The organism is Arthrobacter sp. LjRoot78, from assembly GCF_964254335.1.
Classification (GTDB): domain Bacteria; phylum Actinomycetota; class Actinomycetes; order Actinomycetales; family Micrococcaceae; genus Arthrobacter.
The window spans coordinates 51,215-76,889 of record NZ_CAXUTG020000001.1; the positions used below are offsets into that span (position 1 = coordinate 51,215).

The following is a 25,675-nucleotide window of genomic DNA, read 5'->3' on the forward strand; positions in this document are numbered from 1 at the left end:
CCTCGGGGGTTGATTTACCTGCTCCGTTCACCGACCATAAGGGGAGTCATCGATCCAAGTCCAAGCTAATTTGTGCACTCAACAATTCAGTAAAGGTATGAATGTTTTCCCTACCCCAGTTAGAGGCGTTCGTTGCCGTCGCTGAAGAGCTCCACTTTGGCGCGGCGGCCGAGCGGCTCAACATGACCCAGCCGCCGCTGAGCCGCCAGATACAGATGCTCGAGAAGAAGCTGGGAACCCAGCTCTTCGGCCGCACCAGCAGGAAGGTGGAGCTGACCGCCGCGGGCGCCACGCTGCTGCCGAGGGCACGCCAGATCCTGGATATGTGCATCAAGACCGACCTGGATGTCCGCCGGGTGTCCTCCGGCGAGGCAGGCGCCATCACGGTGGGGTACACCGCCATTGCCGGCCAGAGCGCACTGCCGCTGATGCTGCGGCGCGCCGCGGAGGGGATGCCGGGAGTGTCCTTTGTGCTCCGGGAACTGGTCTCAACGGACCAGATGGACGGGCTGGTGAAGGGCAGCGTGGACATCGGCCTGCTGCGGCCCATCGTCGCCCGGCCGGGCGTTGTGTCCCGGCCGCTCATGCAGGACCGCCTGGTGGTGGCGCTGCCGGAGGGGAGTTCACTGCTGGGCAACATGGCGGCGCCGAAGGGGGAGCCGCTGCCGCTTGGGTCCCTGGACCGTCTGCCGTTGCTGATGTATTCCACCAAGGAGGCCCGGTACTTCCACGACCTGGTGCTCCGGCTGTTTGCCAGCGCCGGCGCCCATGCCAACATCACCCAGTACGCCAGCCAGGTTCCGGCCCTTTTGGCCTTCGTCCAGGCGGGTCTGGGGGTGACGCTAGTCCCCGCTTCGGCCATGGCTTTCGCGCCCGCCGGGGTGGAATTCCACGAGATTGATGGAAGGCACGGCATCCAGGAGCTGAACCGCGTGGACCTGGAGCTGGCATGGAATGAAGAAACAGCCAACCCCGCAGTCCTGCGGCTCCTCAGGCTGATCGACACGCCTGAACGGCTCGCTGACCTCAACGCCTGAGCGGCCCACCCGGCCCCCCGGCGCCCCGGCCGGCAGGAGCCGGCCGCCGCTACTGGCGTCCGTCCCTGAGCCGTCGCCTCGAGTTGGCCAGGTGGCTGCGCATGGCAGCAGACGACGACGGCACGTCACCTTCCGCGATGGCCGCATAGATCGATTCGTGCTCGTGGACCACCTGTTCGAAGTGGTCACGGGCGTAGTGTTCGACGCCGGTCATCAGCCGGGTGCGCGGCATGGCGATCATGGTCTGGCCCAGGGACGCGAGGCAGTCCGAATAGAAGGGGTTTCCCGTCGCCGCGGCGATGGCCTTGTGGAATTCGTAGTCGGACTTCATGGCATGCGCCGGGTGGTCGCCGCTGGCAGTGAACTCCTCCAGGGCGCTCAGGACGGCCTTCAGTTGCCGGTCCGTCCGGTTGCGGGCGGCGAGGGCGGCGGCCTCCGCCTCGACGCCGATGCGGAACTCGAGCAGGTGGAGCCGGTCCTCAAGGCTTGCCACCGGCCGTCCGCCGGGGGAGTGCGGATCGCCGTGCGGGGGCGGGGTCAGCGCGAAGCTGCCCCGCCCGCGTTCGGTTTCCACCAGTCCTTCAGCCTGGAGCCGGGTCAGGGCAGCCCGGACCACCGTGCGGCTCACACCGAACTCGCCGATCAGCGTGTTTTCGCTGGGAAGCTTGTCGCCGGGCTGGATGACGCCGTCAACGATGCGGGTGCGAAGATCGGCGGCGAGGTCCGCGGTCAGGTTCCGGCTCATGCGTTCAAGGTTACGCGCCGAACTCCACGGACTCGGTGGTCCAGGCGCGGGCCTGGTCACTGAGTGTCACGCCGAGGCCGGGGCGGTCCGGAACCAGCATGCGGCCGTTCTTCGTTTCGAGGCGCTCGTTGAACAGCGGGTCCAGCCAGTCGAAGTGCTCCACCCATGGTTCGCGGGGGTAGGCGGCGGCGAGGTGCAGGTGGATCTCCATGGCGAAGTGCGGTGCGAGCCCCAGTCCCCGCTCGTCCGCCAGGGCGGCCAGGCGCAGGAACTGCGTGATGCCGCCGACGCGGGGGGCGTCGGGCTGGATGATGTCGCAGCCGTTCGCGTTGATCAGGCCTTTGTGCTCGGCCACGGAGGCCAGCATCTCGCCGGTGGCGATGGGGGTGTCCAGGACCTGGGCGAGGTGGGCATGGCCCTCGAAGTCGTAGGCGTCCAGCGGCTCTTCGATCCAGATGAGGTTGAACTCCTCCAGCTGCCGGCCCATCCGCAGTGCGGTGGCGCGGTCCCACTGCTGGTTTGCATCCACCATAAGCGGCACGTCCCAGCCGATGTGTTCGCGGATTCCGGCGACGCGGCGCAGGTCCTCTTTGCTGTCGGGGAGGCCCACCTTGATTTTGATGCCGCCGATTCCTTCGTCGATGGACTGGGTGGCGCGGGCCTTGACTTCGTCCAGGGAGGCGTTGAGGAAGCCGCCGGACGTGTTGTAGGTCTGGACGGAGTCGCGGTAGGAGCCCAGCAGCTTGGCCAGGGGCAGGCTGGCGCGCTTGGCCTTGAGGTCGTACAGGGCGATGTCTATGGCGGCCAGTGCCTGGGTGGCTACGCCCGAGCGGCCCACGGAGGCGCCAGCCCAGAGCAGCTTGGTGTAGATCTTGCCGATGTCGTTGGGGTCCTCGCCGATGATGCCCTCGGCCACCTCCTTGGCGTGCGCATACTGGGCCGGTCCGCCCGCGCGCTTGGAGTAGCTGAAGCCAATGCCGCTGTGGCCCTGCTCGGTGGTGATTTCAGCGAAGAGGAAGGCCACCTCGGTCATGGGCTTCTGGCGGCCCGTGAACACTTTGGCGTCGCTGATCGGCACGGCAAGGGGAAGCCTTGCGGTGGAAAGTTTGACGTGGCGGATGAGGTCTACGGTGCTCATGGGGGCTCCTCGGAAAATCGGTAGGGGGCAGCGTCGCCCGCACTCCTTATGCTACAAGTTGGAAACTTGTATTACAAGTAGTGGTTGTCACGCGCCTAGCCCACCAGCCACGCCACCACGAGCAGCGCCCCGATGCTCAAGACGGTGGTACAGAGGATGACGTCGCGGGCTACGGTCATGCCGCGGCCGTACGGGGACGCGAAGAGGAAGACGTTCTGGGCGGTGGGGAGTGCGGCCATGATCACGCTGGCCAGCAGGTGCTGCCCCTCCAGTCCGAAGACAAAACGTCCGAGGACCCACACAATGAGCGGCATTCCGGCAATTTTCAGGAACGTGGCCACGAGGGTCTCTGTGCGGCCGTCGTCCTTCTGCAGCGGGGCCCGGCCGGCGAGTGAGAGCCCGAAGGCAAGCAGCACCATGGGCACGGCGCCGCCGGCCAGCATGTCGATGGGTTTTTGCAGGAGGTCCGGGGCGCTCCAGCCGGTCAGCGCCACGGCGGCCCCCAGTCCGGAGGCGATGATCATGGGATTGGCGAAGGGTTGAAGCAGGAGCTTCTTCCAGGAGATTTTGGTGCCGGAAACCAGGCCCAGCACCGTGAGGTAGAACGGCGCCATCACCAGGATCTGCACCAGGAGTACTGGGGCCACGTGCTGTGCCGTTCCGACGGCGTAGAGCGACACCGGGATGCCGATGTTGTTGGCGTTTGCGTAGCTGCTGGCCATGGCACCCACGGCGGTTTCGGCCGCCGGCCGGCGGAAGAACAGGAAACTCGCGAGGCAGTAGAGAAGCCCCACTATCGCTGCCGAGAGCAGCGCCAGCGGGGCGTCCGTTCCGAGGGCTGCCCGGATATCGCTGCCGGCCACCACGGTGTACAGCAGAGCCGGGTTGGTGACGTAAAAGGCGGTGCGGGTCAGCGCGCCCTGGACTTCCGGTCCCAGGATCCGGAAGCGGGCGGCGAAATACCCCACGGCAATGACAGCGGAGACGATGAGTATTCCGGAGACAACGCCGCCCAAAAGTGCGCCCTTCTATTTATCTGTACGTCTTGGGTTTCCGCACGGCCGTCTCCCTGTTGCGTCGGGAGGGCCGGCCGTGCGGAAGCTTCAGTTCTTTCGCAGGACGCTTAGCGCACCAGGCAGGGCCGTTTCGGGTCGAAGGACCAGCCCTCGACGTAATACTGCATGCCGATGCTGTCGTCGCGGGCATCCAAACCGTGCTCCAGGTACAGCTGGTGCGCTTTGTCCAGGGCGTCGCGGTCCAGTTCGATGCCCAGCCCGGGAGCGTCCGGCACCTCGATGGCGCCGTTCCGGATCTGCAGCGGTTCTTTGGTGAGGCCCTGCCCGTCCTGCCAGATCCAGTGGGTGTCCAGCGCGGTGATCTCGCCGGGGGCTGCCGCGCCGGTGTGCGTGAACATCGCCAGCGAGATGTCGAAGTGGTTGTTCGAGTGCGAGCCCCAGGTGAGGCCGAATTCGTGGCAGAGCTGCGCCACCCGGACGGAGCCGTGCATGGTCCAGAAGTGCGGGTCGGCCAGCGGAATGTCCACGGCGTTGCTGCGGATCGCGTGGGACATTTCCCGCCAGTCCGTGGCAATCATGTTGGTGGCCGTCTTGAGACCGGTGGCCCGGCGGAATTCCGCCATGACTTCGCGCCCGGAGAAGCGGCCTTCGGCGCCGCAGGGGTCCTCGGCGTAGGCCACGACGCCCTGCATCCGCTTGCCGAGCCGGATGGCCTCCTCCAGGAGCCAGCCGCCGTTGGGGTCCAATGTGACGCGGGCTTCGGGGAAGCGCTTGGCCAGGGCGGTGACCACGTCCACTTCGTCGTCGCCGGACAGCACTCCGCCCTTGAGCTTGAAGTCGCTGAACCCGTACCGCTCCTGCGCGGCTTCGGCCAGGGCGACTACGGCTGCAGGTGTCATGGCTTCCTGCCGGCGCAGCCGCTCCCAGCGGTCCGCCGGCGCATCCTCCACCAGATACGGCAGGTCCGTCCGCCGGCGGTCGCCGATGAAGAAGAGGTAGCCGAGCATCGGAACGGAGGAGCGCTGCTGCCCGTCACCGAGCAGTTCGGCCACCGGGACGCCCAGGAACTGGCCGTGGAGGTCCAGCAGGGCGGATTCGACGGCCGTGACCGCGTGGACGGTGGTCCGGAGGTCGAAGGTCTGCAGCCCGCGGCCGCCGGCGTCGCGGTCCGCGAATTCCGCCGCGATTTCCCGCAGCAGGGAGCGGTACCGGGCCACCGGCTTGCCGGCGATGAAGGCCCCGGCCTCCTCGATGGTGGTGCGGATTTTCTCGCCGCCGGGGACCTCACCCAGGCCGGAGCGTCCGTCCGAGTCGGTAATGATCACCACGTTGCGGGTGAAGAACGGTCCGTGCGCACCGCTGAGGTTCATCAGCATGCTGTCGTACCCGGCGACGGGAACTACCTCAACCTTGGCGATGGTGGGCTGGGTGCTCATGCGTTGACCTTATCTTCTGCGTCGGCTACGGCTTCGACCGTACCGTCGATCCGGCGGTTCAGCTGCCACGGATTAGCATCCTGCAGCGGAGCCGGGAGCAGTTCCTGGGGCAGGTTCTGGTAGGCGACCGGCCGCAGGAAGCGGTTGATCGCGAGCGTGCCGACCGACGTCGTGCGGGTGTCCGACGTCGCCGGGAAGGGGCCGCCGTGGACCATGGCATGGCCCACTTCGACGCCGGTGGGCCAGCCGTTCACGATGATCCGCCCCACCTTCTGTTCGAGGGCGGGCAGCAGCTGCGCCGCCGTCGGGTAGTCCTCTTCGGTGAGTTGCAGGGAAGCGGTGAGCTGTCCCTCCAGCCGGTTGGTGGCCTCGATCAGTTCCGCGGCGGTGGAGTAGCGGATCACCAGGGACGCGGCCCCGAAAATCTCGGCGTGCAGGACGTGGTTGGACACGAAGTCGGCAATGTCGGTCCCGAAGATGGTGGGTGCCGGTGCGTTTTCGGTGGGGCCTGCAGTGCCCTGGCCGACAATGGTCACATTGTCGGCCGAACCGAGCGCCTCGGCCCCGGTGTTCCACGAGCCGGCGATGCCGGCGGTCAGCATGGTCTGTCCGGCACAGGCGGATACTGCGCGGCCGACGGCGGCAGCCAGTTTGTCCCCTGCCTCGCCGGCGGGGGCGAACAACAGGCCGGGGGAGGTGCAGAGCTGGCCGGAGCTGCCGGTGACGGCAGCGACATACTGTTGCGCCAGGGCGTCAATGTGTTCGGCGGAGCCGTTGAGGGCGCCAGGGAAAACGAAGACCGGGTTGAGCGAAGACATTTCCGCGTAGACAGGAATGGGCTCCGGGCGTGCCGCCGCGGTGCGCATCAGCGCGATGCCGGCGCTCTGCGACCCGGTGAAGCCCACGGCCTTGACGGCCGGGTCCGCCACGAGGGCCTGGCCGATGCTGCTGCCGGGTCCGTAGATGAGCGAGAAGACGCCGGGGTGGAGTCCGATGTCGTTGACGGCCTTGACGATGGCCTGGCCGACAAGCTCGCCTGTGCCCGGGTGGGCGTTGTGCGCTTTGAAGACCACCGGGCAACCTGCGGCGAGGGCCGAGGCGGTGTCTCCTCCCGCCGTCGAGAAGGCCAGCGGGAAGTTGCTGGCACCGAAGACGGCCACGGGGCCCAGCGGAATCTGGCGCTGGCGGATGTCCGCCCGGGGGAGCGGCGTGCGCTCCGGCAGGGCCGGATCGATGCGGACGCCGCGGAAGTCGCCTTGGCGGACCACGTTGGCGAAGAGGCGGAGCTGGCCGGTGGTGCGGGCACGTTCACCCTGCAGGCGGGCCGCCGGCAGTCCCGTCTCCTGGCCGGCGCGGATGATTAGCTCGTCGCCGATGGCCTCGATGTTGTCCGCGATTGCTTCCAGGAAGCGTGCGTGCGTCCCGGGATCGAGCGTGCTGAAGGACGGGTAGGCGTCAGCGGCCGCGGCCGTGGCTGCCTTGAGCTGGTCCTCGGTGAGCAGGGTGTAAGGGGGCTCAAGCTGTTCGTTGCTGGCGGGGTTGAAGCCAAAGGCGGCTTTGCCTTCGCCGACGACGGCACGCCCGGCGATCAGGGAATGTCCGGTGAGTGTCACGGTGGTAACTCCTAGGAAGGGGATCGATCAGGAGACGGTGGATCAGGAAACGGCAGGTCAGGAAACGGTGGCGATGAGTGCCTTGAGGTCCGCCAGGTCCTGCGGCGCCAGGTTCTGCAGCGGCGGGCGGACGCCTCCGGCCGAGCGGCCTATGGCGTCCAGGCCGCCCTTGACGATGGAAACGGAGTAGCCCTTGACCCGGTCGCGGATGTCCAGGTACGGGATGACGAAGTCGTTGAGCTTCTTGTTGACGGCTACGCGGTCCTGGTTGCGCACGTCCTGGTAGAAGTCCAGGGCGAACTGCGGGACGAAATTGTACATGGCGCTGGAGTAAGTGCTCATGCCCAGCTGCAGCAACGGCAGTGCGAAGGTCTCGGCCGTCGGAAGGCCGCCAAGGTAGAAGAGCCGGTCGCCGAGCTTGGCGTACACGCGGGCGTCGTGTTCGAGGTCGCCCACGCCGTCCTTGAAGCCGATCAGGTTTGCGTGGCGGTCGGCCAGGGTTGCAACAGTGGTGTCCTTGTAGATTGCGTTGGCGCGGTTGTAGATGATGACGCCGAGCGAGGTGGAACTGCAGACGGCGCTGACGTGCTCGATCAGACCGCCCTGGTCCGCTTCCGTCAGGTACGGCGGAAGGAGCAGGATGCCCTCGGCTCCCGCGGCCTCTGCAGCCTGGGCGTTTTCAATGGCCTGCGCCGTGGAACCTCCGGCCGATGCCAGCACGGGAACAATATTTCCGACTTCTTCGACGGCGGCGCGGACCACGCGGGCGGATTCCGCCGGCGTGAGGGAGAAACCTTCGCCCGTGCCGCCGGCGGCGAAGAGCCCCGCCACCGGGTAGCTGGCCTGCCAGGCAAGGTGCTTGCGGTAGTTCTCCTCGTCGAACTGGAGTTGCGAATCGAACGAGGTCACCGGGAAGGAGAGCAACCCGTCTTTGAGAACGCTGGCAAGTTCCTGGGGTGAATGTTTGGCCACGATGAGTCCTCCATGTCGGCGCCGCGTCGGTGCGGCAGTAGATGATTTCTCCTTCAGCCTAGGGAGCCAGTTGATGCCTGTCTAAGTTCATTTTTGTATGCATTGATACCCTTCGTGCATGGTGCGGCGGCCTTGTAAGGTGGCATTCCAGTGGCCGTTGCGGCCGGGCGGCTCAGTTTTCCTGGAAGTCGAGGGTCCTCAAGGCCAGTGCGAGTGCCGGGTTGGTGATGGTGCGGGTCCAGATGGCGTGCAGTTCGACGGGGTCGTTCACGCTGCTTTCCAGTGGCAGGAATTCCACGCCGTGGACGCCCAGCAGGGTTGCCGAGTGCGGAACGAAGGCCACGCCGCGCTTGGCCGCAACGAGGGACACCATGGTGAGGATCTGGCTGACGGTGTGGACCACGTTGGAGTGCTGGATAGGGATCATCCGGACGACCAGGTCATAGAAGTACCGGGCCTGGGTGGAGGAGTGCATGATCAGCGGCGCGTCCCGGAGGTCCTTCTCGGTGATGTCCCTGTTGAGTCCGGCCAGCGGGTGGCCGGACGGCACCGCCAGGACCATCGCTTCCCGGTAGAGCAGGTGCGAATCGAAGATTTCGTTGTCAAAGGGCGGCCTTGCCAGGCCAAGGTCCAGCTCGCCGGACAGGAGCCCGGCGATCTGCTCGCCCGTCACGAGCTCCTGCAGGTCGATGTCGACGTCGGGCAGTGTTGCGGTGATTTCCTCCAGCAGGGGGCCAAGGATGCTGAAGCCGCTCGCAGCCGTGAACCCGATCCGGAGCAGGCCCGAGCGCCCCGAGGCGATCCGCCGTGCTGTCACGGGTGCCCGGCTGGCCAGGGCCATCAGCCGCCGGGCCTCGTCCAGGAAGGCCCGTCCCGCAGCCGTCAGCTGGACTTTCCGGTTGTCGCGTTCCAGCAGTTCGGCACCCACGGCCTTTTCCAGCTTCTGGATTTGGCGGCTCAGTGGCGGTTGGGTCATGTTGAGCCGTTCCGCGGCCCTCCCGAAGTGGAGCTCCTCAGCTACGGCGATGAATCCCGCCAGTTGGTCAAAGGTAAACATGATGCCCTCCGGGTATCACTCGATGCATATTTGGGCTTAGACATGCATCATAGAGGGTTCCTACACTCGATACAGCCGACCGGCAGTGATCCGGTTCACAAACGTATTTGGGGCGTAGCCCTATAGCGCCAACGAGGAGTTCCAATGATGCACTTCCCCACCCGCCGAGCCGTACTCGGAGCGGCGTCTGCCATGACGCTCCTGGCACTGACCGCCTGCGGCAACGTCGCCGGCGGCAGCAAGGATTCTTCGAAATATCCCAGCGGCCCCATCAGCGTGACCGTCGGCCAGGCGGCCGGCGGCAGTACTGACCTGATTGCCCGGGCCGTCGCCGAGGGCGCCTCCAAGACGCTCGGCACGCCGATGCCGGTGGTCAACAAGCCCGGCGCCAACGGCGCCCTCGCCACCAAGGAAGTGGCGGGCAAGCCTGCCGACGGGCAGAACCTCCTGCTCGTTACGGCGTCGCTCGTGACCATCACGCCGCTGGCCGTCACGGCGGATGAAGCCGTCAACATCGACGACCTGGACATCATCACCGGCCTCTCCCAGGACGACTACGTCCTGGTTGCCAGCACCCAGTCCGGCTTCAAGACCATCAAGGACGTGACCGGCGCGGGCCGCAACATCACGTTCGGCACCACGGGCGTGGGCACCGGCAGCCAGCTGGCACAGACGGTGCTCTTCAAGCAGGCCAAGGTGCAGGGGACCGACGTTCCGTTCGACAGCGGCAAGCCCGCCCTGACGGCCGTGCTGGGAAACCAGGTGGAGCTGGCAACCATCCAGCTGGGTGAAGCCATGCCGCAGATCCAGGCAGGGAAGGTGGCCCCGCTGCTGGTCTTCTCCGAGGAGCGCAACACGTTCCTCCCCGACGTTCCCACTGCCAAGGAATCCGGCTACGACGTCCCTGTCGCGCAGTACCGGGCGGTCGCAGCCCCCAAGGGAACGCCGCAGGATGTGAAGGACAAGCTGCTCGCGGCCTTCAAGGAGACCTTCAAATCGGAGGCTTACCAGGAGTTCAACAAGAAGAACATGCTGACCCCCAAGGAGATCTCCGGCGAGGAAGTGGTCACGCAGTGGAAGGAATACGCCGCCAAGTACAAGTCCCTGGTTGAGAAGTACGACATCAGCCTCAGCGGAACGAAGTGATTCCAGTGAAGGAAACCTCCGCGGACCCGGTGGCCGAGGACGACCTGACACCGGAACAGCTGGCCGCGCAGTGGGAGGACGAAAAGCCGCCGGCCGCCGGACCCCTGGCCAATGCAGCGTCATCCCTCGTGGTCCTCGGCGTCGGCATCGCTGCCGTCATCCTGTCTGTTGCCATGGGACTCGGCACTCCGTCGGCACCGCAGCCCGGACTGTGGCCGTTCATCATCAGCTGCGTCATGGTGGCCCTGGGACTGTTCCAGCTGATTGCCGGGCGGCACAACAGGGATGCGGAAAAGTTCACCCGCATGTCCATCTCCCCGCTGACCGGCCTGGTGACGCTTGCCGCCATGGTGGCCGTGATGCCGCTCATCGGCTTTGAACTGCCGGCGCTGGTGCTGTGCATCATCTGGATGCGGTTCCTGGGCGGCGAAACCTGGCGCTCCACGGTGCTCATCAGCGCCATCGTCGTCGCGGCGTTCTACGGCATCTTCGTGCTGGCGCTCGGCACCTCCATCCCCCACCTCTTCTAGGAGACCCCCGTGGATTTTCTAAATCCCGTGATCAACGGATTCGCCGTTGTCCTGGAGCCGACAAACCTCCTGTACTGCCTGATCGGCGTCGTCATCGGAATGCTGATCGGGGTGCTGCCCGGACTGGGGCCCGCGGCAACCATCGCCATCCTCCTTCCGCTCACCTACAACGTGGAGCCCGTCACCGCCATCATCATGCTGGCGGGCATCTTCTACGGTGCCCAGTACGGCGGCACCATCACCTCCGTGCTGCTGCGGCTGCCGGGCGAGGCGTCGTCCGTCGTCACCGTTTTCGACGGCTACCAGATGGCCAAGCAGGGAAAGGCCGGCACGGCCCTGGGCCTGGCAGCCATCGGCTCATTCGTCGGCGGCACCGCGGCGATTATCGGCCTGACATTCCTGGCGCCGGTGGTGGCCAGCTTCGCGCTGGACTTCGGACCGCCGGAATACACCGCGCTGGCGCTCCTGGGCATCCTGCTGGTGGCCACCATCAGCAGCGGCGCCAAGGCGAAGGCACTCATCGCAGCGGCCCTCGGACTGCTGCTGGCCACGGTTGGCCGGGACATTTTCACGGGCGAAAGCCGCTTCACCTTCGGCAGCCTTGACCTGGCGGACGGCATCGACTTCGTGCCGATCGCCATGGGCATCTTCGGCCTTGGCGAAATCCTCTACAACCTGGGGGAACGGCACCGCGCCGCCAAGGCTCCGTCCAAGGTGGCCAACGTCTGGCCGTCACGCAAGGAACTGAAGCAGGCTTCGGGCGCGATCGGGCGCGGCTCCGTCCTGGGATTCTTCCTGGGCATCCTCCCCGGAGGCGGCGCCACCATCGCCTCCATGGCGTCCTACGCCATGGAGAAGAAAAGGGCCAAGCAGCCGGAGCGATTCGGCAAGGGCGCCCCCGAAGGAGTCGCGGGTCCGGAAACAGCCAACAACGCGGCAGCGACGTCGTCCTTCATCCCGCTGCTGACCCTGGGCATACCGGCGAACGCCACCATGGCGCTGATGTTCGGTGCCCTGCTGATCCAGGGCGTGACCCCGGGACCGCAGCTCGTGGAACAGGATCCCGAGCTCTTCTGGGGTGTTGTGAACTCGATGTACATCGGCAACGTCCTGCTGCTGATCATGAGCCTCCCGCTCGTGGGAATCTTCGTGAAGATCCTCCGCGTCCGCGCCGCCATCCTGGCTCCCGTCACCGCCCTCATCACGCTCCTGGGTGCCTACACCATCAACAACAGCATGTTCGAGGTCTCGCTGGTGGTGGTCTTCGGCATCGTGGGCTACCTGATGAAGAAGTTCGGTTTCGAACCCGGACCGCTCGTGCTCGCGTTTGTGCTTGGCGAACTGCTCGAAAGCTCCATGCGCCGCTCACTGCTGGTCTTCGGCGGCGACCCCATGGGCTTCTTCGGCCGCCCGATCTCCGCCACGCTGCTTGTGGTGTTCGTGCTGGTCGCCGTGCTTCCCGCCCTCAAATCCATGCTGGCCAAGCGCAAAGCCCCCGCTGCGGTAGAGCCCGCACCCACCAAAATCAAGGAGAAGGTATGAGCATCATCGTCGGATTCGTTCCCACGCCCGCGGGCGAGGCGGCGCTCTCGGCCGGCATCGCCGAGGCAACCCTTCGAAACGAGGACCTGGTGATCGTCAACTCTGCACGTGAAGGCGCGCTGGTGGACAAGTCCGTGGCGGGAGAGGACGTCCTGGCACGGGCCGCGAAGCGTGCGGAGGAGGCTGGCGTCACGGCAAAGGTGATCCAGCCGCCGTACCACCACGACCTCGCCGATGAGTTCCTGGACGTGGCCCGTGAAGCGAATGCGTCCCTGATCGTCATTGGCCTGAGGCACCGCTCCCAGGTGGGCAAGTTCATCCTGGGCAGCCACGCCCAGCGCATCCTGATGCAGGCTGACCGGCCGGTCCTGGCCGTCAAGGCCGACGGCGCGCACTTTTAAGCGGCCAGTATCCATCCAGGGGCGGTACGCGAGACCTTCACAGGGCCGCGGCCGCCCCTTTCCGCGCGTCCGGCAGGTTGACCGCAGTCCGGCTTCCGCCGCGGACCGGCTAGCGCCGCAAGGCCCCCAGGCCCGAAATCAACGCCTCGAGACCGAGGCCAAAGGCGACGTCGGCAGGCTTTTCGTGGCCTTGGTCGGCAAGGCTGCGCACTGCGGCCGTGAAACTGGGCGTGGATTCGGCCATGCTGCCCGGATCGAAGATGTCCGCGGGGGCTGTGACATCGAAGGCCGAGCCGAAAATGAAGGACTCCAGCGCCACGATCGAGGAGATGATGCGTTCCTCCGGGAAGCCGGCCTCCCGCAGTCCTTGGCTGACGGCCTCGTACATGGCCAGGGTCTGCGGCGCATCCGTGACGGGCAGGACCGCGATCACCGGGATCAACGGGGTGTGCTTGGAGAAGACGTCCCGATAGCTCCAGGCCCACCGCCGCACGGCTTCGTCCCACGGTTCAGCACCGAAAGCGGATACGTCCACCAGTGCGGCGAGGTGGTCCTCCACTAGGACCAGCACGTCGCGTTTGGATGCCACATGGTTGTACAGGGCCGACGGCGCCACATCCAGTGAGCGGGCCAGCGCAGCCATGGTGAGGCCGTCGTAGCCGCTCTTCCCGATCAGCCGCAGGGCTGCCGAGGTAATCACTGCCTGATCCAGCACCGCTGTGGCCGGCCTGCCCGCGCGTCGCTTCGCCGGGGTCGCGGCCGCGCGGGGCGCGGCTTCACGCGATACCGCTGGGGGCTTGGTGTTCGGGCGGGCGGCTGCCGGCATCGCTGGCCTTTCTGCTGGCGGGGTCCCCAGCATTATTCCATTGACCTCTTCCGTGGCGGTGCTGGAACCGCTATAGTCATTAATAAATGAATGGCATTCATTTAGTGGTACGCATCACTCGAGCGGCCACGGAGAGGACATCATGCTGGAACTTGACCGCGACGTCGTCGTCGTAGGCGCCGGCCCCTCGGGTCTCACCGCAGCCCGTGAACTGAAGAAGGCCGGCCTCACTGTCGCCGTGCTGGAGGCGCGGGACCGCGTGGGCGGCCGCACCTGGACGGACACCATTGACGGCGCCATGCTGGAAATCGGCGGCCAGTGGGTCTCGCCGGACCAGACGGTACTCCTGGAACTCCTGGACGAGCTGGGACTGGAAACGTACTCCCGCTACCGCGAGGGTGAATCCATCTATGTGGGGGCCGACGGCAGGAAGACCCGCTACACCGGCGATTCCTTCCCGGTCAGCGACACCACGGCGGCCGAAATGGACAAGCTGATCGGCCTGCTGGACGGGCTTGCTGCGGAAATTGGCGCTTCCGAACCCTGGGCCCACCCCAAGGCGCGCCAGCTGGACACCATCTCCTTCCATCACTGGCTCCGGCAGAACTCGCCGGATGAGGAAGCCTGCAACAACATCGGCCTGTTCATTGCCGGTGGCATGCTCACCAAGCCCGCGCACGCATTCTCCGCGCTGCAGGCCGTCCTGATGGCCGCGTCCGCGGGGTCTTTCAGCCACCTGACGGACGAGGACTTCATCCTGGACAAGCGCGTTGTGGGAGGGATGCAGCAGGTTTCGCTGCTGCAGGCACGCGAACTGGGTGACGACGTCGTGCTTAACAGTCCGGTGCGCACCATTAACTGGACGGAAGAGCGCGACGGCGGCCCGCGCGTCACCGTGGTGTCGGAGCGGGCCACGGTCAATGCCCGCTACGTGATCATGGCGGTGCCGCCGAACCTGTATTCGCGGGTTTCCTTCAACCCGCCGCTGCCCCGCCGCCAGCACCAGATGCACCAGCACCAGTCGCTGGGCCTGGTCATCAAGGTGCACGCCGTCTACAAGACGCCGTTCTGGCGCGGCGAGGGGCTGTCCGGCACCTGCTTCAGCGCCGGATCGCTGGTGCAGGAGGTGTACGACAACACCAACCACGGGGATTCCCGCGGCACGCTGGTGGGTTTCGTCTCGGACGAGAAGGCCGACGCCGTCTTCGAGCTCAGTGCCGAAGACCGCCGCCGCGCCATCCTGGAATCGATCGCGGCCTTCCTGGGGGATCAGGCCCTGGAGCCCGAGGTGTACTACGAATCCGACTGGGGCTCGGAGGAATGGACCCGCGGGGCCTACGCCTCCAGCTACGACCTCGGCGGACTGCACCGGTACGGCAAGGACCAGCACCAGCCCGTAGGCCCCATCTACTGGAGTTCCTCCGACCTGGCGGCAGAGGGTTACCAGCACGTGGACGGCGCCATCCGGATGGGCCAGCTGACTGCCGCCCGGGTTGCCGCCGTCGCCAGGGTGGGCGCTTCGGCGTAGGGCCCCGGCCAAACTGCCCGGACAGGTCCCCGCCAGCCGTTGAAAGTAAGCAAACTTACTAATACTCTTGGTTGGCGGGGATCTTCCCCGTTGGACACGAACGAGGTGAGTGCATGTCTGACACTGAGAGCATCAGCAAAGTCACAGAGATCATCAACGGTTCCCATATCGGGATGCTGACCACCATCAACGAAGAAGGCGCCCTGGTCAGTCGGCCGCTTGCTGTCCAGGAAGTCAAGGACGACGGCGACATGTGGTTCTTCACGTCATCGGAAACGTCCCAGGTAGCGCACGTGCGCGCCGACCCGCGGGTGAACGTCTCCTTCGGCAAGAACACCGAATGGGTCTCGGTGGCCGGCACGGCGGAAGTGGTCACGGACAGGCAGAAGATCCACGACATGTGGAACCAGGTGGTTGAAGCCTGGTTCCCGGACGGGCCGGACACTCCGGAAGTGGTGCTGCTGCGGGTCGACTCGGATTCGGCGGAGTACTGGACCAGCCCCGGCGGCAGGGCGGCAACGGTGCTTCAGTGGATCAAGTCCAAGGTGACGCACAGCCGCATGAGCGTCGGCGAAAGCGGGACAGTGGACCTGTAGTCCTTACAGCCCCCCGCACTCCTACGGCAGCTGCCGGAGGGCCGAAAGGACCTCCGGGAGCAGCACGTCGTTCCGGCCCCACACGGGATCCAGGACTTCCACGTACCAGGAATCGGCGAGGAGCAGGGCCAGCGTTTCGTTGGTCTCGTCCGACCAGTCGCGGAGCTGGTCCTCGTCCACCGGGTTCTCACTGGACCCGAGCACGGTGACCACAGCATCGCCGTCGAACGTTACCGGGATGGCCGCGGCGCTCACTTCACCGGGGGCATGGCCGACGGTGATGAGCTCGGTCCTGGTGGACAGGGCCATGAGTTCCGCGGCGGCCTCCGCGCTGCAGAAGCCGGTCACGTACTGCCTCTGTGCGAGTTGTCTTTGGGCGTGGCCGGCGTCGGCGCGAATGCCGGGCTGGGATTCTTTGGTGAAGAGGCCGTTCCGGTTGATTTCCGCCAGCTCGGCGGCGATGGGCCGGGTCTCCTCATCGAAGCTGGGCGCAAACGTTCCCGGCTGGAATTCGCTGTGGGATTCAAGCCACCGCGCGGTGAGTTCGCCCGCCGCTGCGAGGGTTGTGGCCTGCCGCCAGACTCCCCGGTCCGATCGCAACCTGCCGTGCTGGTCTCGTGTGTCCGTGACTAAAGGCTCCATTATGGGATGCTACCGCCGCCGGTTCCGGCCTTTCCAATGGTCCCGACACACCAGTTAACTTCCGCGGGGCTGGACTCACCCAAAGCGCGGCTCCCTGCGAGGGCGCCATTCTTTACCGGGAGGGCACGCCCGCCGCGGCTTCCGCCCGGCCCAGGGCATGTTCCAGCCGGTCGACGGCGGGAACGTAGCCGGCTGCCTCGGCCGCCCGGAGCCGTTCGGCCTCCTTCATGGCCTTGATCAGGGCCGCCGTTTCCGGACGGCGCACATCGGTCATGTCCGGGTAGTCGATGCAGCAGGCGGGATCAAGCTCGTAGCGCTGCCACCGGGTCAGCACGGTCCGGTGCCGGGCCGCTGCCGCTTCGATCTCCGCCCGGGCGGTTCCCGTGTGGATCCGGGCGTCCCGCCAGGCCATGACGCGGGGACTCCACACATACGCGGCCGCGGCAGTGGCGGCGGCGAGCGTGCCTACAGCGAACCCCAGCCATGGGGACGCGAGCGAAGGTATCAGGACGGCCGGGAACACAATCACCAGGCCGGCGAAGCCGTCCCAAAAGACGGCGTCCGTTAGCTGTCCGGCGTCACGCCTGGCGTGATATCGCGCCGAAAATACGGCGCCGGCCACGCCGCACACCACGACGGCGGCGCAGACCGCCAGCTGCAGGGGCCCCATGGGGACCGACTCCGTTATGACAGACACCGTTCCACCTCCAACAGAACCTGCCCGGGCTGGGTGGCTCCGCTACTTCCATTGGAATCCCGGCAAAGCCGGCCGTCAATGGGCAGGACTTCCTGACGGGTGGTGCGCCCGGCGTTGCGGGCCGGCCCCGTTCCGAGCGAGGCGGGGCACCGGTAGCCTAGGCACCATGCGACTAAAAATGTGCAGCATCCACGTCAAGGATCCGGCCGCGGCCCACCAGTTCTACACGGAGACACTGGGTTTTGAAACGCTCATGGCCATGCCCGAATACAACCTCTACATCGTGAAGGATCCAGGCTCCGCCGGGGGCAGTTCGGGGTCAGTAGGACTCCTGCTGGAGCCCAGCGACAACCCCATCGGCGCGAACTACATGAACGCCCTGCACGACGCCGGGATGCCGGCGATCGTGTTCGGCGTTCCGGACGTGCGGGCCGAGCATAAGCGGCTCGCGGCCCTCGGCGTCATCTTCCAGGACGAACCGGCGGAGGGCCCCACCGGAACCTCGGTGGTGCTGGACGACGGCTGCGGAAACTTCGTCCAGCTGCACCAGGACTAGACCTTTTGCAGCATGACGAGGGGCTAAAGGACTCTGGACTCCACCAAGGCACCGGCTGGTACTGTGGCCGCATGACAGCAGCATTGGTTCGGCCCAGGAATGGCAAAATGATCGCCGGCGTCTGCGCCGGGCTCGCAGCCAGGTTCGGTGTTTCGACAGCCCTCGTCCGCATTGGCTTTGTGCTGTTCGGCCTGTTTGGCGTGGGCGAATTGGTCTACATCGCGCTGTGGATCATCATGCCCAAGGAGTGACTGCCTGATCTGAGGGCAGCGGCTCTGAAGCCGGCGGCGCAACCGAGTCCCGCACAACCAGAGGGCATGGCAGCACCCTGGATGTGCACGGGTCCCTATTCAACCGCCGGAGGCCGGAGCACAATGAATCCACCCTTACCTTGGTGGTGATGACCCGTGGCGCTGGCAATCGTGGTTGTTTGTACGTTCCTGCTGTCGGTTGCCTTGGCAATTGTCATCGTCTGGGGAGGACGCTCCATAAGTGGACCGCCGGCGCCGGCGGCTGTAACCGCGGATCTTCCGGTGCCTTCGTCAGCGCCCCTACGGGATGCTGTGGTGGATGCCCAGGTCTCGGCGCTGCGCAAGTACCTGTGGTGGGCCAACGTGGCCACGGTGGCCGGGGTCGCGTCGGGCCTGCTGGTCGGGTGGGCCGGCGGAAGGCTGGTCATGCGGGTGCTGGCCGTCACTTCGCCCGCATCAGCCCAGGGCCGGCTGACCGAAGCCCAGGCCAATGTGGGCTTTCCCACCATTGAGGGCAGTATTGCCCTGCTGTTTTTCGCGGGACTTCCGGCAGGCTTCGCCGCCGCCATCATTTACGTGCTCATACACCGGTGGCTCCCTGCCGGCCGGTGGGCAGGGCCGGTGCTGGGTGTTTTGCTTCTTCTCGTTTTCGGCGCCTCAGTGGAACCGTTCCGCGCAGACAACATCGACTTTGCCATTGTGGGTCCGGGCTGGCTGTCCGTGGTGCTCTTCTCCGTAATGGCCATCCTGCACGGTGCCGTGGTGGCGGCTGTGGCGGGCGCATTCAGTCAAGGCCTTCCGCTTCCTTCCGGACAGAACTGGAAGTACTACCTGCCGCTACTGGCGGCCGTGCTGTTCGTGCCTGCGGGCGTGTTGCTGGGCGCCGGTGCACTGGGGGTGATGGTGTGGGCGCAGGCGGCTGCAGTTATCCGTGCCCGGCGGCTGCATGTGGGCCGCGAGGCGCGTGTGGCCAGGAAGCCAGTGGCCGGCCGCCGCGGAGGGGCCGTCGACTGGGCGGGGCGCGCGGTTCTCGGCCTGGCAGCGGTGGCGGCCCTGCCTCCGTTCGTCAGCGCAGTGACGTCGATTGTTTCACGCTGATCCGTCCGGCCCCACCGGCCGGATTGCCCGGTGTACCGCTGGCTGCGCCGTGGATGGCGTCGGTGAGCTCGGCAAGGACCTCGTCCTGGGTGGCGCCTGCGTCGATCAGGACAAACCGCGGAAAGTCCGGAAGGGCGCGGTAGCCTTCACTGAGCGCGGTCAGTTCCTCCAGTGTTTCGCTGTCCGTACCCCGCCGGAGGATGCGCTCCAGTGCCCGCTGCGGAGCGACGTCGAAGTGGATCACCAGGTCCGGCGCAGGGAGGCGCCGCAGCAGCCAGGGTATGAACCGGCCGGGCCGGATCCCCCGGACGCTGCGCAGGGCAAGCTGGCAGTAGAGGTGGCGGTCCATGACTACCAGGCCGGAAAACCTGCGTGCCCGGGCGTGCGACACCAGCACGTTGGCCGTCCGAATCACTGTCTCCAGTGCGTCAGCCAGGCGGGGGCTAAGGGGAACGCCGGAGCGTTGCGACCACTGGGTCATGTTGCGGCGGCCGGCGTGATTGCGCAGCAGCAGGGCGCGGCCGCCTGCCAGGCGTGCAGCGTCAACGGCTGCGCGTGCAGCGGTGGTCTTTCCGGCACCGTCAATTCCGGTGAGGACAATCAGCAGGGGTGGCTCGTTTCGTTGGGGCGGTCTGTACAGCGCGTGGCGTCAATGGTTCAACGAGGTGGCGGACCGGATTGTCCCCCGTAGAACCCGTAGAACTTGTTCGTTGTTCGCCGTCCGGATTTCATGCGCCGTTAATGGCGGGGTTCTAGCGTGGTCCTTCAGGCACCATTCGCTAGAAGGGATCCACCATGGCCGACATTGCTGCTGTGCTGGGACGGCTCACTCCGGAAGAGCTCGACGAGCTCCGGGAGATTGGTCCGCAGGGGCACCTCACCAGGCGCCTCGTTGACGCGCTGGACAGGGCTGCCGGCGGGGCAGGCGCGGGCCGGGGCTACTATGTGCCCACGGGAAGCGTGAGTGCAACGGGCGGTCCCCACCTTGTGCTGCGAAGTGACGTGTCCGCCTGGCTGTTCGGCGCGGAACCGCAGGTTCCGCACGGACATCAGGCCGACAACGTGCCGGCCGGATCCGCACGGCCGGAGACCGACTGGTCGGAGCTGCGCCCCGGAGACAAGGTGGCGGTTGTGCGGGGCAACCGGGTCACGGCGTCGGGCATTGTTGACTCCATGACCGACGACGCCTCCACCGTGTGGGTGCTGTTCGAAGGCGTCGCGCCGCGGCGCATGTTCCACCGCGAGGACCCGGACGACCTTCGCCCCGTCCGCTAAACACGCTCGTGCAGAAGCTTGTCCGCGGATCCCGGCTGCCACGGCGCGGATGCGCGGACAAGCTTAGGATTTCAGCGGCCTACTCCGCCTTGGCGCGGGCTTTCTTGGCATCCTTCTTGGCGGCCTCGTCCTTGACGCGCTGTGCTTCGGCGCGGACTGCGGCGTGCGTGGAGCGCTCGGTGACCAGCCAGGCCGGGGGAGCCTGGAGCAGTGCGGTGATTTCCGCCGTCGTGAGTGCTTCCTCGACGCCGCCGCGGGCCAGGCCGCTGATGGAAACGTTCAGCTTCTGCGCCACCACCGGGCGGGGGTGCGGGCCGTTGCGGCGGAGTTCAGCCAGCCACTCCGGCGGGTTGGCCTGGAGCTCGGCGAAATCGGCGCGGGTGATAACCGAATCCTGGAACTCCTGGGGTGTTGCGGGCAGGTAGATGCCAAGCTTCTTGGCAACGGTGGCCGGCTTCATGGACTGGGAGTTTGCAGAGGTCATGCTTCAAGGGTATCCGGCCAGAGCCTGAGTGGGCACCGGTACTGAACTCAGCACCCGCCCGGGCGGTACTGTGAACATGTGTCCGCAGCAGAAGAAGCACCCCAGACCCCCGACGAAACCGCCGCCATCCCGGCCGAAGATGCAGTGCGGGAGCTGCGCTTCGCCTACGTTGCCGGCGTGACGCCGGGGAAGTGGATCCGGCGGTGGGAAGAGCGGATGCCGGACGTTCCGCTGCACTCCTTCATGTCCGACGACGGCACACAGCTTTCGGTCCTGCGTGACGGTTCCGCGGACCTCAGCTTCGTCCGGCTCCCGGTGGAGCGCGAAGGCTTGAACGTGATCCCCCTCTATGAGGAGCAGCCAGTGGTGGTTGCTCCCAAGGGGCACGAGATTTCGGTCTTTGAAGAAGTGGCCTTGGCGGATTTTGACGCGGAAACATTCCTGGACGTGGCGGAACTCGGCGGCCCGGAAGCCGCCCTGCAGGTGGTGGCATCCGGTGCGGGGCTCGCCATCCTTCCGATGTCCGTTGCCCGCCATTTCAACGTCAAGGACACGGTGGCGCGGAAACTCACCGGCGCACCCACCACCCAGATTGCGCTGGCCTGGCTCAACGAGGCGACCCGCGAGGCAGCGGCAGACGCTGCGGACCAGCCGACTGGTGAAGTGATCGAGGAGTTCATCGGCATTGTCCGGGGCCGGACCGCCCAGAGCTCCCGCCAGCCGTCGGCGAAGGTGGAGCCACCCAAGAAGGAGCCGAAGCCTGACCGTCGGGGGACCGGCGTCAAGAAGCCCAAAGTGGCCCAGCGCTACGCTCCTAATCCGGACAAGGGCCGGGGCAAAGGTTCACGGAAAAAAGGCAAGCGCTGAACGGCATTCCGGGCCTATGGTTGGGCGTGTGGAACCTTCGACGGGAGCAGCCTTCATGATCACCCTGCAGATTGAACACCAGGTCCGGGACTTCGCCATGTGGCGGAAGGCCTTCGACAGTGACCCGCTGGACCGCTTGGCGTCGGGGGTGCGGTCCTACCGGATTTCGCGTCCGCTCGACCAGGAAGACTACGTGATGCTGGAGTTGGACTTCGACACGCAGGAGGCCGCCGTGGACTTTCTGGCCCGGTTGCAGACCGACACCTGGAAGACCGGAGTGACTGCTCCTGCGCTGGTCGGTGAACCGTCCACGCGGATCATTGAGACGGTCGAGGTCCAGGCGGTGCAGTGATAACGCACCTGCCGCTAAGGCTAGGCGGTGCAGGCATCCTTGAGGGCAGTGACGGATTCCGCCGGAACCTGATCGCCCGATGCCGCGATCTGGCGCAGCGGAGTGGTGATCTCGGAAGGCACGCCCGCCGTCTCAGCGCCAGCCACGAGGCCGCCCAGGAGTTCCTTGTCCTTGACGCTGACCAGACCGTCTTCCACGAGGGCGCACACCTGGCCCTTGACTTGGTCCGCGGCAGCGGTGGCTACCTGGGAGGCGCCGTCGCTCACGGCCTTTTCGGCTGCCTCCTGGACCTGGCCACAACCGGTCAGTGCAACGATGAGGGCGGCAACGGACAGGGCGGCGAGGCGGGATTTCATGGTTCCAGCGTAGCAAGGGGTGCCGGGCGCAGGTCCGGCCCGGTGGTTGTCAGCCGGAAATGCGGGCCGTGGTGCCACGGACCACCAGGACGGGTTCGATCAGCTTGCGTTCGGGTTCCAGCGCGGGATCCTGGATCCTTGCCAGCAGCGTGCGTGCGGAGTCAGCCCCGACCACGTCGCTGCGGTTGTCCACGGTGGTGATGTCCAGATACCGCGATTTCGCCAGCGGCGAGTTGTCGTAGCCGATCACCGACAGGTCTTCCGGCACGGAAAGGCCCCGCGTTTTCGCTGCTGCCAGCGCGCCCAGTGCCATGGTGTCGTTGGCCGTGAAAATGGCCGTGGTGTCGGGGTGGTGGTCCAGCAGCCAGCAGGCCGCCGCGTAGCCGTCCTCTTCCGACGTTCCCCCGGATTCCCCGGCAATCCGAACCCCAAGGCCGGCCTCAACCATCCGGCTCCGGTAGCCCTCACGCCGGTGTGCGGCCGCCCCGTCCGAGCCAGTGAGGTGGCCGATCCGGGTATGGCCGAGCTCCAACAGATGGCTGGCTGCCAGGCGGCCCCCGCCGTCGTCGTCGTTCGTGATGAGGTCGGCGCCGGCCGGGACGCCTTTCCGCCAGCCCGCGACGACCGTGGGAACCCAGGTGCCGGAGAGCATTGACTCGCTGGGTTCCGCGGCGATCACGAGGCCTGCAACGTGCAGGGCCAGTAGGCCGTCGGTCGCCTCCTTGATCCGGTTCTGCCCGGGCTGTGAGTCCGCCACCGTGACCTGGTAGCCGTGCACCGAGAGCGCGGATTCCATGCCGCGCAACAGATCGACGAACCACGGGTTCCGGAAGTCGTCGATCACCAGCCCGATGCTCTTTGTCTGGCTGCTCGCGAGGGCTGTTGCGGCACGGCTGGGCCGGTACCCGAGCTGCGCAATCGCTGCCAGCACGGCCTCGCGGCGCTTGTCGCTGACCCGCGAAGGATTCTGCAGGACCAGGGACACCAGCGACGGCGACACGCCGGCGGTCTTGGCGACGTCGTAGATCGTGGGCCGGCGGGTTCGAGGAGTGTTCAGCGTCATGGCAGGGCCTTTCGTGTCTCGCTATCGAGGATAGCTGCACGATGATTGACAGGACATATAGACAAAGCTACGCTTTTTCCAGCGGACATTTTTGTAGCGCTACAATTTTCCCGGACAGGCGATCGTCCTGCCCACATTTCAAAGGAGAAATCAATGGCTGAAAGCCTCGGCGTAGCCGTTATTGGCGCAGGGATGGCCGGCAAGGCCCACGCCGCTGCCTACCGGACCGCCTCTACGTTGTACAGCCCCGTCCTTCCCCCGGTCCGACTGGTCTCGATCGGCGACGTCAACGCCGAATTCGGCTCGCTGGCCGCCCGCCGCTTTGGCTACGAGCGCAACGACACCTCATGGCAGGCAATCGCTGAAGCCGATGACATCGACGTCGTCAGCGTGGTCATCGCCAACTCCCTCCACCGCGAAGTGGTGGAAGGCCTGCTCGCCGCCGGAAAGCACGTACTGTGTGAAAAGCCGCTGAGCGACTCGCTGGAGGACGCACGCGCCATGGCCGATGCGGCCCGCAACGCGAGCTCGATTGCCCGTATTGGCTTCACCTTCCGCCGCACTCCCGGCATCGCCTACATCCGGGACCTCATCCGGACCGGTGTCCTGGGCAAGGTGCTGCACTTCAGCGGCCGCTACTGGACCGACTACGGATTCAGCCCCTCGGCTCCCATGAGCTGGCGTTACAAGGGCGGCCCCGGCTCCGGTGCGCTGGCCGACGTCGGCAGCCACCTGGCGTACGTCTCCGAGTTCCTCTGCGGCGACATCAAGTCCATCAGCGGCGGCCGCCTCAGCACCGTGATCGACAAGCGGCCCCTGCCGCTCGCGGCCGTTATGGGGCACGACCACGTTGCGGTCAGTGACACCTTCGAAGCGGTGGAGAACGACGACTACGCCGCTTTCTCCGCGGAGTTCGAAAACGGCGCAGGCAGCTTCGAGGTCTCCCGTGTGGCCGCCGGCCACGCCAACAGCCTCAACTTCGAAGTGTTCTGCGAGAACGGAGCCGCCAAGTTCGACCAGCGCCGGCCCGCCGAAATCCAGCTGTTCCTCAACGACGGATCAGGCAACGAGAACGGTTACCGCCAGGTGATCCTCGGCCCCGGCCATCCGTACATCGCCGGCGGCCTCGCCATGGACGCCCCCGAAGTCGGCTTCGGCCAGAACGACGCGTTCGGCTACCAGGCCCGTGCGTTCCTCGAGGAGGTGGCCGGCCTCAGTGAAGCCGAGTCGCTGCCCCGCTGCGCCACCTTCGATGAGGGCGTCCGCAACATGGAACTGCTCGGCGCCGTCGCCGAATCCGCGCTCAACAACGGACAGAAGGTCACGCTATGAAACTCGGCGTCTACAACGCGATCCTGCACGACCGCCCGCTTCCCGAAGCCCTGAAAGTCATTGCCGACCTCGGCCTGACGGGCATCGAGATCAACACGGGCGGGTTCCTTCCGGCCGTCCACGTTCCCTCCATGGACCAGATCCTGGAAAGTGACGCGGCCCGCGACGACTACCTGGCGATCTTCGAGGGAACCGGCGTCTCGATTGCCGGGCTGAACTGCAACGGCAACCCGCTGCACCCCAAGCGGGAAATCGGGGAGAAGCACGCCGAGGACATCCGCCGCTCCATCCGGCTGGCAAGCCGGCTGGGACAGGACCGCGTGGTGACCATGTCCGGCCTGCCCGGCGGCGAGCCGGGAGCCACCACGGTCAACTGGGTGGTCAACGCCTGGAACTCGGCCGCCTTGGACGTGCTCGATTACCAGTGGGGCATCGCGGCCGATTTCTGGAAGGAAACCGACCGCCTCGCCGCCGACCACGGCGTCAAGGTGGCCCTTGAACTCCACCCGCAGAACATCGTGTTCAACACCGCTGACGTCCGCAAGCTCATTGAACTCACCGGCGCCACCCACGTGGGCGTCGAACTGGATGCCTCGCACCTGTTCTGGCAGCAGATGGATCCGGTGGCCGTGGTCCGCGAACTCGGTCCTCTGGTCTTCCAGGCCGCCGCGAAGGATGTCCGCGTCAACACTGCAAACGCCGCGCTCTACGGCGTCCTGGACAACAGCTTCCGCCGGCTCTCGCCGGAGGAAAACCGCACCAACCTGGGCGGCGACGAGTGGGCCAACGAATGGCCGAAGAACTCCGCCTGGGACTTCGTGGCACTCGGCCGCGGGCACGACACCGCCTACTGGACCGAGTTCCTGCGCGCACTGTACGAGGTGGACCCCAACATGCTGGTCAACATCGAGCACGAGGACACCTCCCTGGGCCGGATCGAGGGCCTCCAGGTGGCGGCCAAGGTCCTGCGGGACGCCGACGCAGCACTGACGTCGTCGCTTCACCTGACGTCCTAGTTCCACCATCGGTATGTAAGCCAGCACTGCGTACGCCCGCACCGCGTACGCCATCGCCCGGCGGCCGGCCGAACGACAGGCCGCCGGGCAATGGCATACTTCT

The 25,675-nt window shown here is 66.3% G+C and carries 29 protein-coding genes; 15 read left to right on the forward strand and 14 right to left on the reverse strand.

Going from position 1 to position 25,675, the window contains the following annotated elements:
• Positions 1–101 precede the first annotated feature (101 nt).
• Positions 102–1,037, forward strand: coding sequence for a LysR family transcriptional regulator (locus ACSQ1X_RS00250; protein WP_436056221.1), 936 nt, complete (start codon positions 102–104; stop codon positions 1,035–1,037).
• A 49-nt stretch (positions 1,038–1,086) separates the two neighbouring features.
• Here the strand turns inward: ACSQ1X_RS00250 and ACSQ1X_RS00255 are convergent, their stop codons facing one another.
• From ACSQ1X_RS00255 to ACSQ1X_RS00285, 7 genes are all read right to left on the reverse strand, one after another.
• A complete protein-coding gene (locus ACSQ1X_RS00255) occupies positions 1,087–1,782 on the reverse strand; it encodes a FadR/GntR family transcriptional regulator (RefSeq protein ID WP_055797481.1) in 696 nt (231 codons plus the stop codon).
• Between the two features lie 10 nt (positions 1,783–1,792).
• On the reverse strand, positions 1,793–2,920 hold the full coding sequence (locus tag ACSQ1X_RS00260; protein WP_436056222.1) for an L-talarate/galactarate dehydratase: 1,128 nt from the start codon (positions 2,918–2,920) through the stop codon (positions 1,793–1,795).
• Positions 2,921–3,015: 95 nt separating this feature from the next.
• Positions 3,016–3,936, reverse strand: a complete 921-nt coding sequence (locus ACSQ1X_RS00265) for an AEC family transporter (RefSeq protein WP_436056223.1) — start codon at positions 3,934–3,936, stop codon at positions 3,016–3,018.
• A 107-nt stretch (positions 3,937–4,043) separates the two neighbouring features.
• A complete protein-coding gene (locus tag ACSQ1X_RS00270) occupies positions 4,044–5,372 on the reverse strand; it encodes an enolase C-terminal domain-like protein (protein ID WP_055797490.1) in 1,329 nt (442 codons plus the stop codon).
• On the reverse strand, positions 5,369–6,985 hold the full coding sequence (locus ACSQ1X_RS00275) for an aldehyde dehydrogenase (NADP(+)) (RefSeq protein ID WP_436056224.1): 1,617 nt from the start codon (positions 6,983–6,985) through the stop codon (positions 5,369–5,371). The genes ACSQ1X_RS00270 and ACSQ1X_RS00275 overlap by 4 nt, the downstream gene beginning before the upstream one ends.
• A gap of 57 nt (positions 6,986–7,042) precedes the next feature.
• Positions 7,043–7,957, reverse strand: a complete 915-nt coding sequence (kdgD, locus tag ACSQ1X_RS00280) for a 5-dehydro-4-deoxyglucarate dehydratase (protein ID WP_055797496.1) — start codon at positions 7,955–7,957, stop codon at positions 7,043–7,045.
• A 172-nt stretch (positions 7,958–8,129) separates the two neighbouring features.
• Positions 8,130–9,014, reverse strand: coding sequence for a LysR family transcriptional regulator (locus ACSQ1X_RS00285; protein WP_055797499.1), 885 nt, complete (start codon positions 9,012–9,014; stop codon positions 8,130–8,132).
• A gap of 144 nt (positions 9,015–9,158) precedes the next feature.
• Here ACSQ1X_RS00285 and ACSQ1X_RS00290 point away from each other — a divergent pair, with 144 nt between their 5' ends.
• From ACSQ1X_RS00290 to ACSQ1X_RS00305, 4 genes are read left to right on the forward strand one after another with little or no spacing between them, the layout of a single operon-like run.
• Positions 9,159–10,160, forward strand: coding sequence for a Bug family tripartite tricarboxylate transporter substrate binding protein (locus tag ACSQ1X_RS00290; protein WP_055797502.1), 1,002 nt, complete (start codon positions 9,159–9,161; stop codon positions 10,158–10,160).
• A gap of 5 nt (positions 10,161–10,165) precedes the next feature.
• The gene (locus ACSQ1X_RS00295; protein ID WP_235505594.1) at positions 10,166–10,690 is read left to right on the forward strand and encodes a tripartite tricarboxylate transporter TctB family protein; all 525 of its coding nucleotides are present in this window, start codon (positions 10,166–10,168) and stop codon (positions 10,688–10,690) included.
• A 9-nt stretch (positions 10,691–10,699) separates the two neighbouring features.
• On the forward strand, positions 10,700–12,232 hold the full coding sequence (locus ACSQ1X_RS00300; RefSeq protein ID WP_436056225.1) for a tripartite tricarboxylate transporter permease: 1,533 nt from the start codon (positions 10,700–10,702) through the stop codon (positions 12,230–12,232).
• On the forward strand, positions 12,229–12,633 hold the full coding sequence (locus ACSQ1X_RS00305; protein WP_436056226.1) for a universal stress protein: 405 nt from the start codon (positions 12,229–12,231) through the stop codon (positions 12,631–12,633). The genes ACSQ1X_RS00300 and ACSQ1X_RS00305 overlap by 4 nt, the downstream gene beginning before the upstream one ends.
• Positions 12,634–12,742: 109 nt before the next feature.
• On the opposite strand, the gene ACSQ1X_RS00310 is transcribed toward ACSQ1X_RS00305, so the two are convergent.
• On the reverse strand, positions 12,743–13,492 hold the full coding sequence (locus ACSQ1X_RS00310) for a TetR/AcrR family transcriptional regulator (RefSeq protein WP_436056227.1): 750 nt from the start codon (positions 13,490–13,492) through the stop codon (positions 12,743–12,745).
• 109 nt (positions 13,493–13,601) lie between these two features.
• On the opposite strand from ACSQ1X_RS00310, the gene ACSQ1X_RS00315 reads away from it, so the two are divergent.
• Complete coding sequence (locus ACSQ1X_RS00315) at positions 13,602–14,987, forward strand: flavin monoamine oxidase family protein (protein WP_436056228.1); 1,386 nt, start codon at positions 13,602–13,604, stop codon at positions 14,985–14,987.
• A gap of 113 nt (positions 14,988–15,100) precedes the next feature.
• Positions 15,101–15,583 carry a pyridoxamine 5'-phosphate oxidase family protein gene (locus ACSQ1X_RS00320; protein ID WP_055797518.1) on the forward strand — a complete coding sequence of 161 codons (483 nt, stop codon included), beginning with the start codon at positions 15,101–15,103 and terminating at the stop codon, positions 15,581–15,583.
• 21 nt (positions 15,584–15,604) lie between these two features.
• Here the strand turns inward: ACSQ1X_RS00320 and ACSQ1X_RS00325 are convergent, their stop codons facing one another.
• On the reverse strand, positions 15,605–16,225 hold the full coding sequence (locus tag ACSQ1X_RS00325; protein ID WP_055797519.1) for a DUF6919 domain-containing protein: 621 nt from the start codon (positions 16,223–16,225) through the stop codon (positions 15,605–15,607).
• A gap of 112 nt (positions 16,226–16,337) precedes the next feature.
• Entirely contained in the window at positions 16,338–16,922 is a 585-nt protein-coding gene (locus ACSQ1X_RS00330) for a hypothetical protein (protein ID WP_436056229.1), read from the reverse strand.
• 166 nt (positions 16,923–17,088) lie between these two features.
• Here ACSQ1X_RS00330 and ACSQ1X_RS00335 point away from each other — a divergent pair, with 166 nt between their 5' ends.
• The 3 genes from ACSQ1X_RS00335 (at position 17,089) to ACSQ1X_RS00345 (ending at position 18,827) form a co-directional block, all read left to right on the forward strand.
• Complete coding sequence (locus ACSQ1X_RS00335) at positions 17,089–17,478, forward strand: VOC family protein (protein ID WP_055797525.1); 390 nt, start codon at positions 17,089–17,091, stop codon at positions 17,476–17,478.
• Between the two features lie 71 nt (positions 17,479–17,549).
• Complete coding sequence (locus ACSQ1X_RS00340) at positions 17,550–17,729, forward strand: PspC domain-containing protein (RefSeq protein WP_051629032.1); 180 nt, start codon at positions 17,550–17,552, stop codon at positions 17,727–17,729.
• 282 nt (positions 17,730–18,011) lie between these two features.
• Positions 18,012–18,827 (forward strand): hypothetical protein, encoded by an 816-nt coding sequence (locus ACSQ1X_RS00345; RefSeq protein ID WP_436056230.1) that lies wholly within the window; start codon positions 18,012–18,014, stop codon positions 18,825–18,827.
• Here the strand turns inward: ACSQ1X_RS00345 and ACSQ1X_RS00350 are convergent.
• Positions 18,796–19,467 carry a thymidylate kinase gene (locus ACSQ1X_RS00350; RefSeq protein WP_436059227.1) on the reverse strand — a complete coding sequence of 224 codons (672 nt, stop codon included), beginning with the start codon at positions 19,465–19,467 and terminating at the stop codon, positions 18,796–18,798. The two genes, ACSQ1X_RS00345 and ACSQ1X_RS00350, sit on opposite strands and share 32 nt — an antisense overlap.
• A gap of 155 nt (positions 19,468–19,622) precedes the next feature.
• Here ACSQ1X_RS00350 and ACSQ1X_RS00355 point away from each other — a divergent pair, with 155 nt between their 5' ends.
• Positions 19,623–20,102, forward strand: coding sequence for a hypothetical protein (locus ACSQ1X_RS00355; RefSeq protein WP_436056231.1), 480 nt, complete (start codon positions 19,623–19,625; stop codon positions 20,100–20,102).
• Positions 20,103–20,181: 79 nt separating this feature from the next.
• On the opposite strand, the gene ACSQ1X_RS00360 is transcribed toward ACSQ1X_RS00355, so the two are convergent.
• The gene (locus ACSQ1X_RS00360; RefSeq protein ID WP_028272288.1) at positions 20,182–20,586 is read right to left on the reverse strand and encodes a DUF5997 family protein; all 405 of its coding nucleotides are present in this window, start codon (positions 20,584–20,586) and stop codon (positions 20,182–20,184) included.
• A gap of 78 nt (positions 20,587–20,664) precedes the next feature.
• Between ACSQ1X_RS00360 and ACSQ1X_RS00365 the strand changes: the two genes are divergently transcribed.
• Both ACSQ1X_RS00365 and ACSQ1X_RS00370 read left to right on the forward strand, forming a co-directional pair.
• Positions 20,665–21,453 (forward strand): LysR family transcriptional regulator substrate-binding protein, encoded by a 789-nt coding sequence (locus tag ACSQ1X_RS00365; RefSeq protein WP_436056232.1) that lies wholly within the window; start codon positions 20,665–20,667, stop codon positions 21,451–21,453.
• 28 nt (positions 21,454–21,481) lie between these two features.
• Positions 21,482–21,805, forward strand: a complete 324-nt coding sequence (locus ACSQ1X_RS00370; protein WP_436056233.1) for a hypothetical protein — start codon at positions 21,482–21,484, stop codon at positions 21,803–21,805.
• A gap of 20 nt (positions 21,806–21,825) precedes the next feature.
• Here the strand turns inward: ACSQ1X_RS00370 and ACSQ1X_RS00375 are convergent, their stop codons facing one another.
• A complete protein-coding gene (locus ACSQ1X_RS00375) occupies positions 21,826–22,161 on the reverse strand; it encodes a hypothetical protein (RefSeq protein WP_055797544.1) in 336 nt (111 codons plus the stop codon).
• A gap of 49 nt (positions 22,162–22,210) precedes the next feature.
• Positions 22,211–23,224, reverse strand: coding sequence for a LacI family DNA-binding transcriptional regulator (locus ACSQ1X_RS00380; RefSeq protein WP_436056234.1), 1,014 nt, complete (start codon positions 23,222–23,224; stop codon positions 22,211–22,213).
• A gap of 153 nt (positions 23,225–23,377) precedes the next feature.
• On the opposite strand from ACSQ1X_RS00380, the gene ACSQ1X_RS00385 reads away from it, so the two are divergent.
• The gene (locus tag ACSQ1X_RS00385; RefSeq protein WP_156372272.1) at positions 23,378–24,556 is read left to right on the forward strand and encodes a Gfo/Idh/MocA family protein; all 1,179 of its coding nucleotides are present in this window, start codon (positions 23,378–23,380) and stop codon (positions 24,554–24,556) included.
• Positions 24,553–25,572, forward strand: a complete 1,020-nt coding sequence (locus ACSQ1X_RS00390) for a sugar phosphate isomerase/epimerase family protein (RefSeq protein ID WP_436056235.1) — start codon at positions 24,553–24,555, stop codon at positions 25,570–25,572. The genes ACSQ1X_RS00385 and ACSQ1X_RS00390 overlap by 4 nt, the downstream gene beginning before the upstream one ends.
• Positions 25,573–25,675 lie beyond the last annotated feature (103 nt).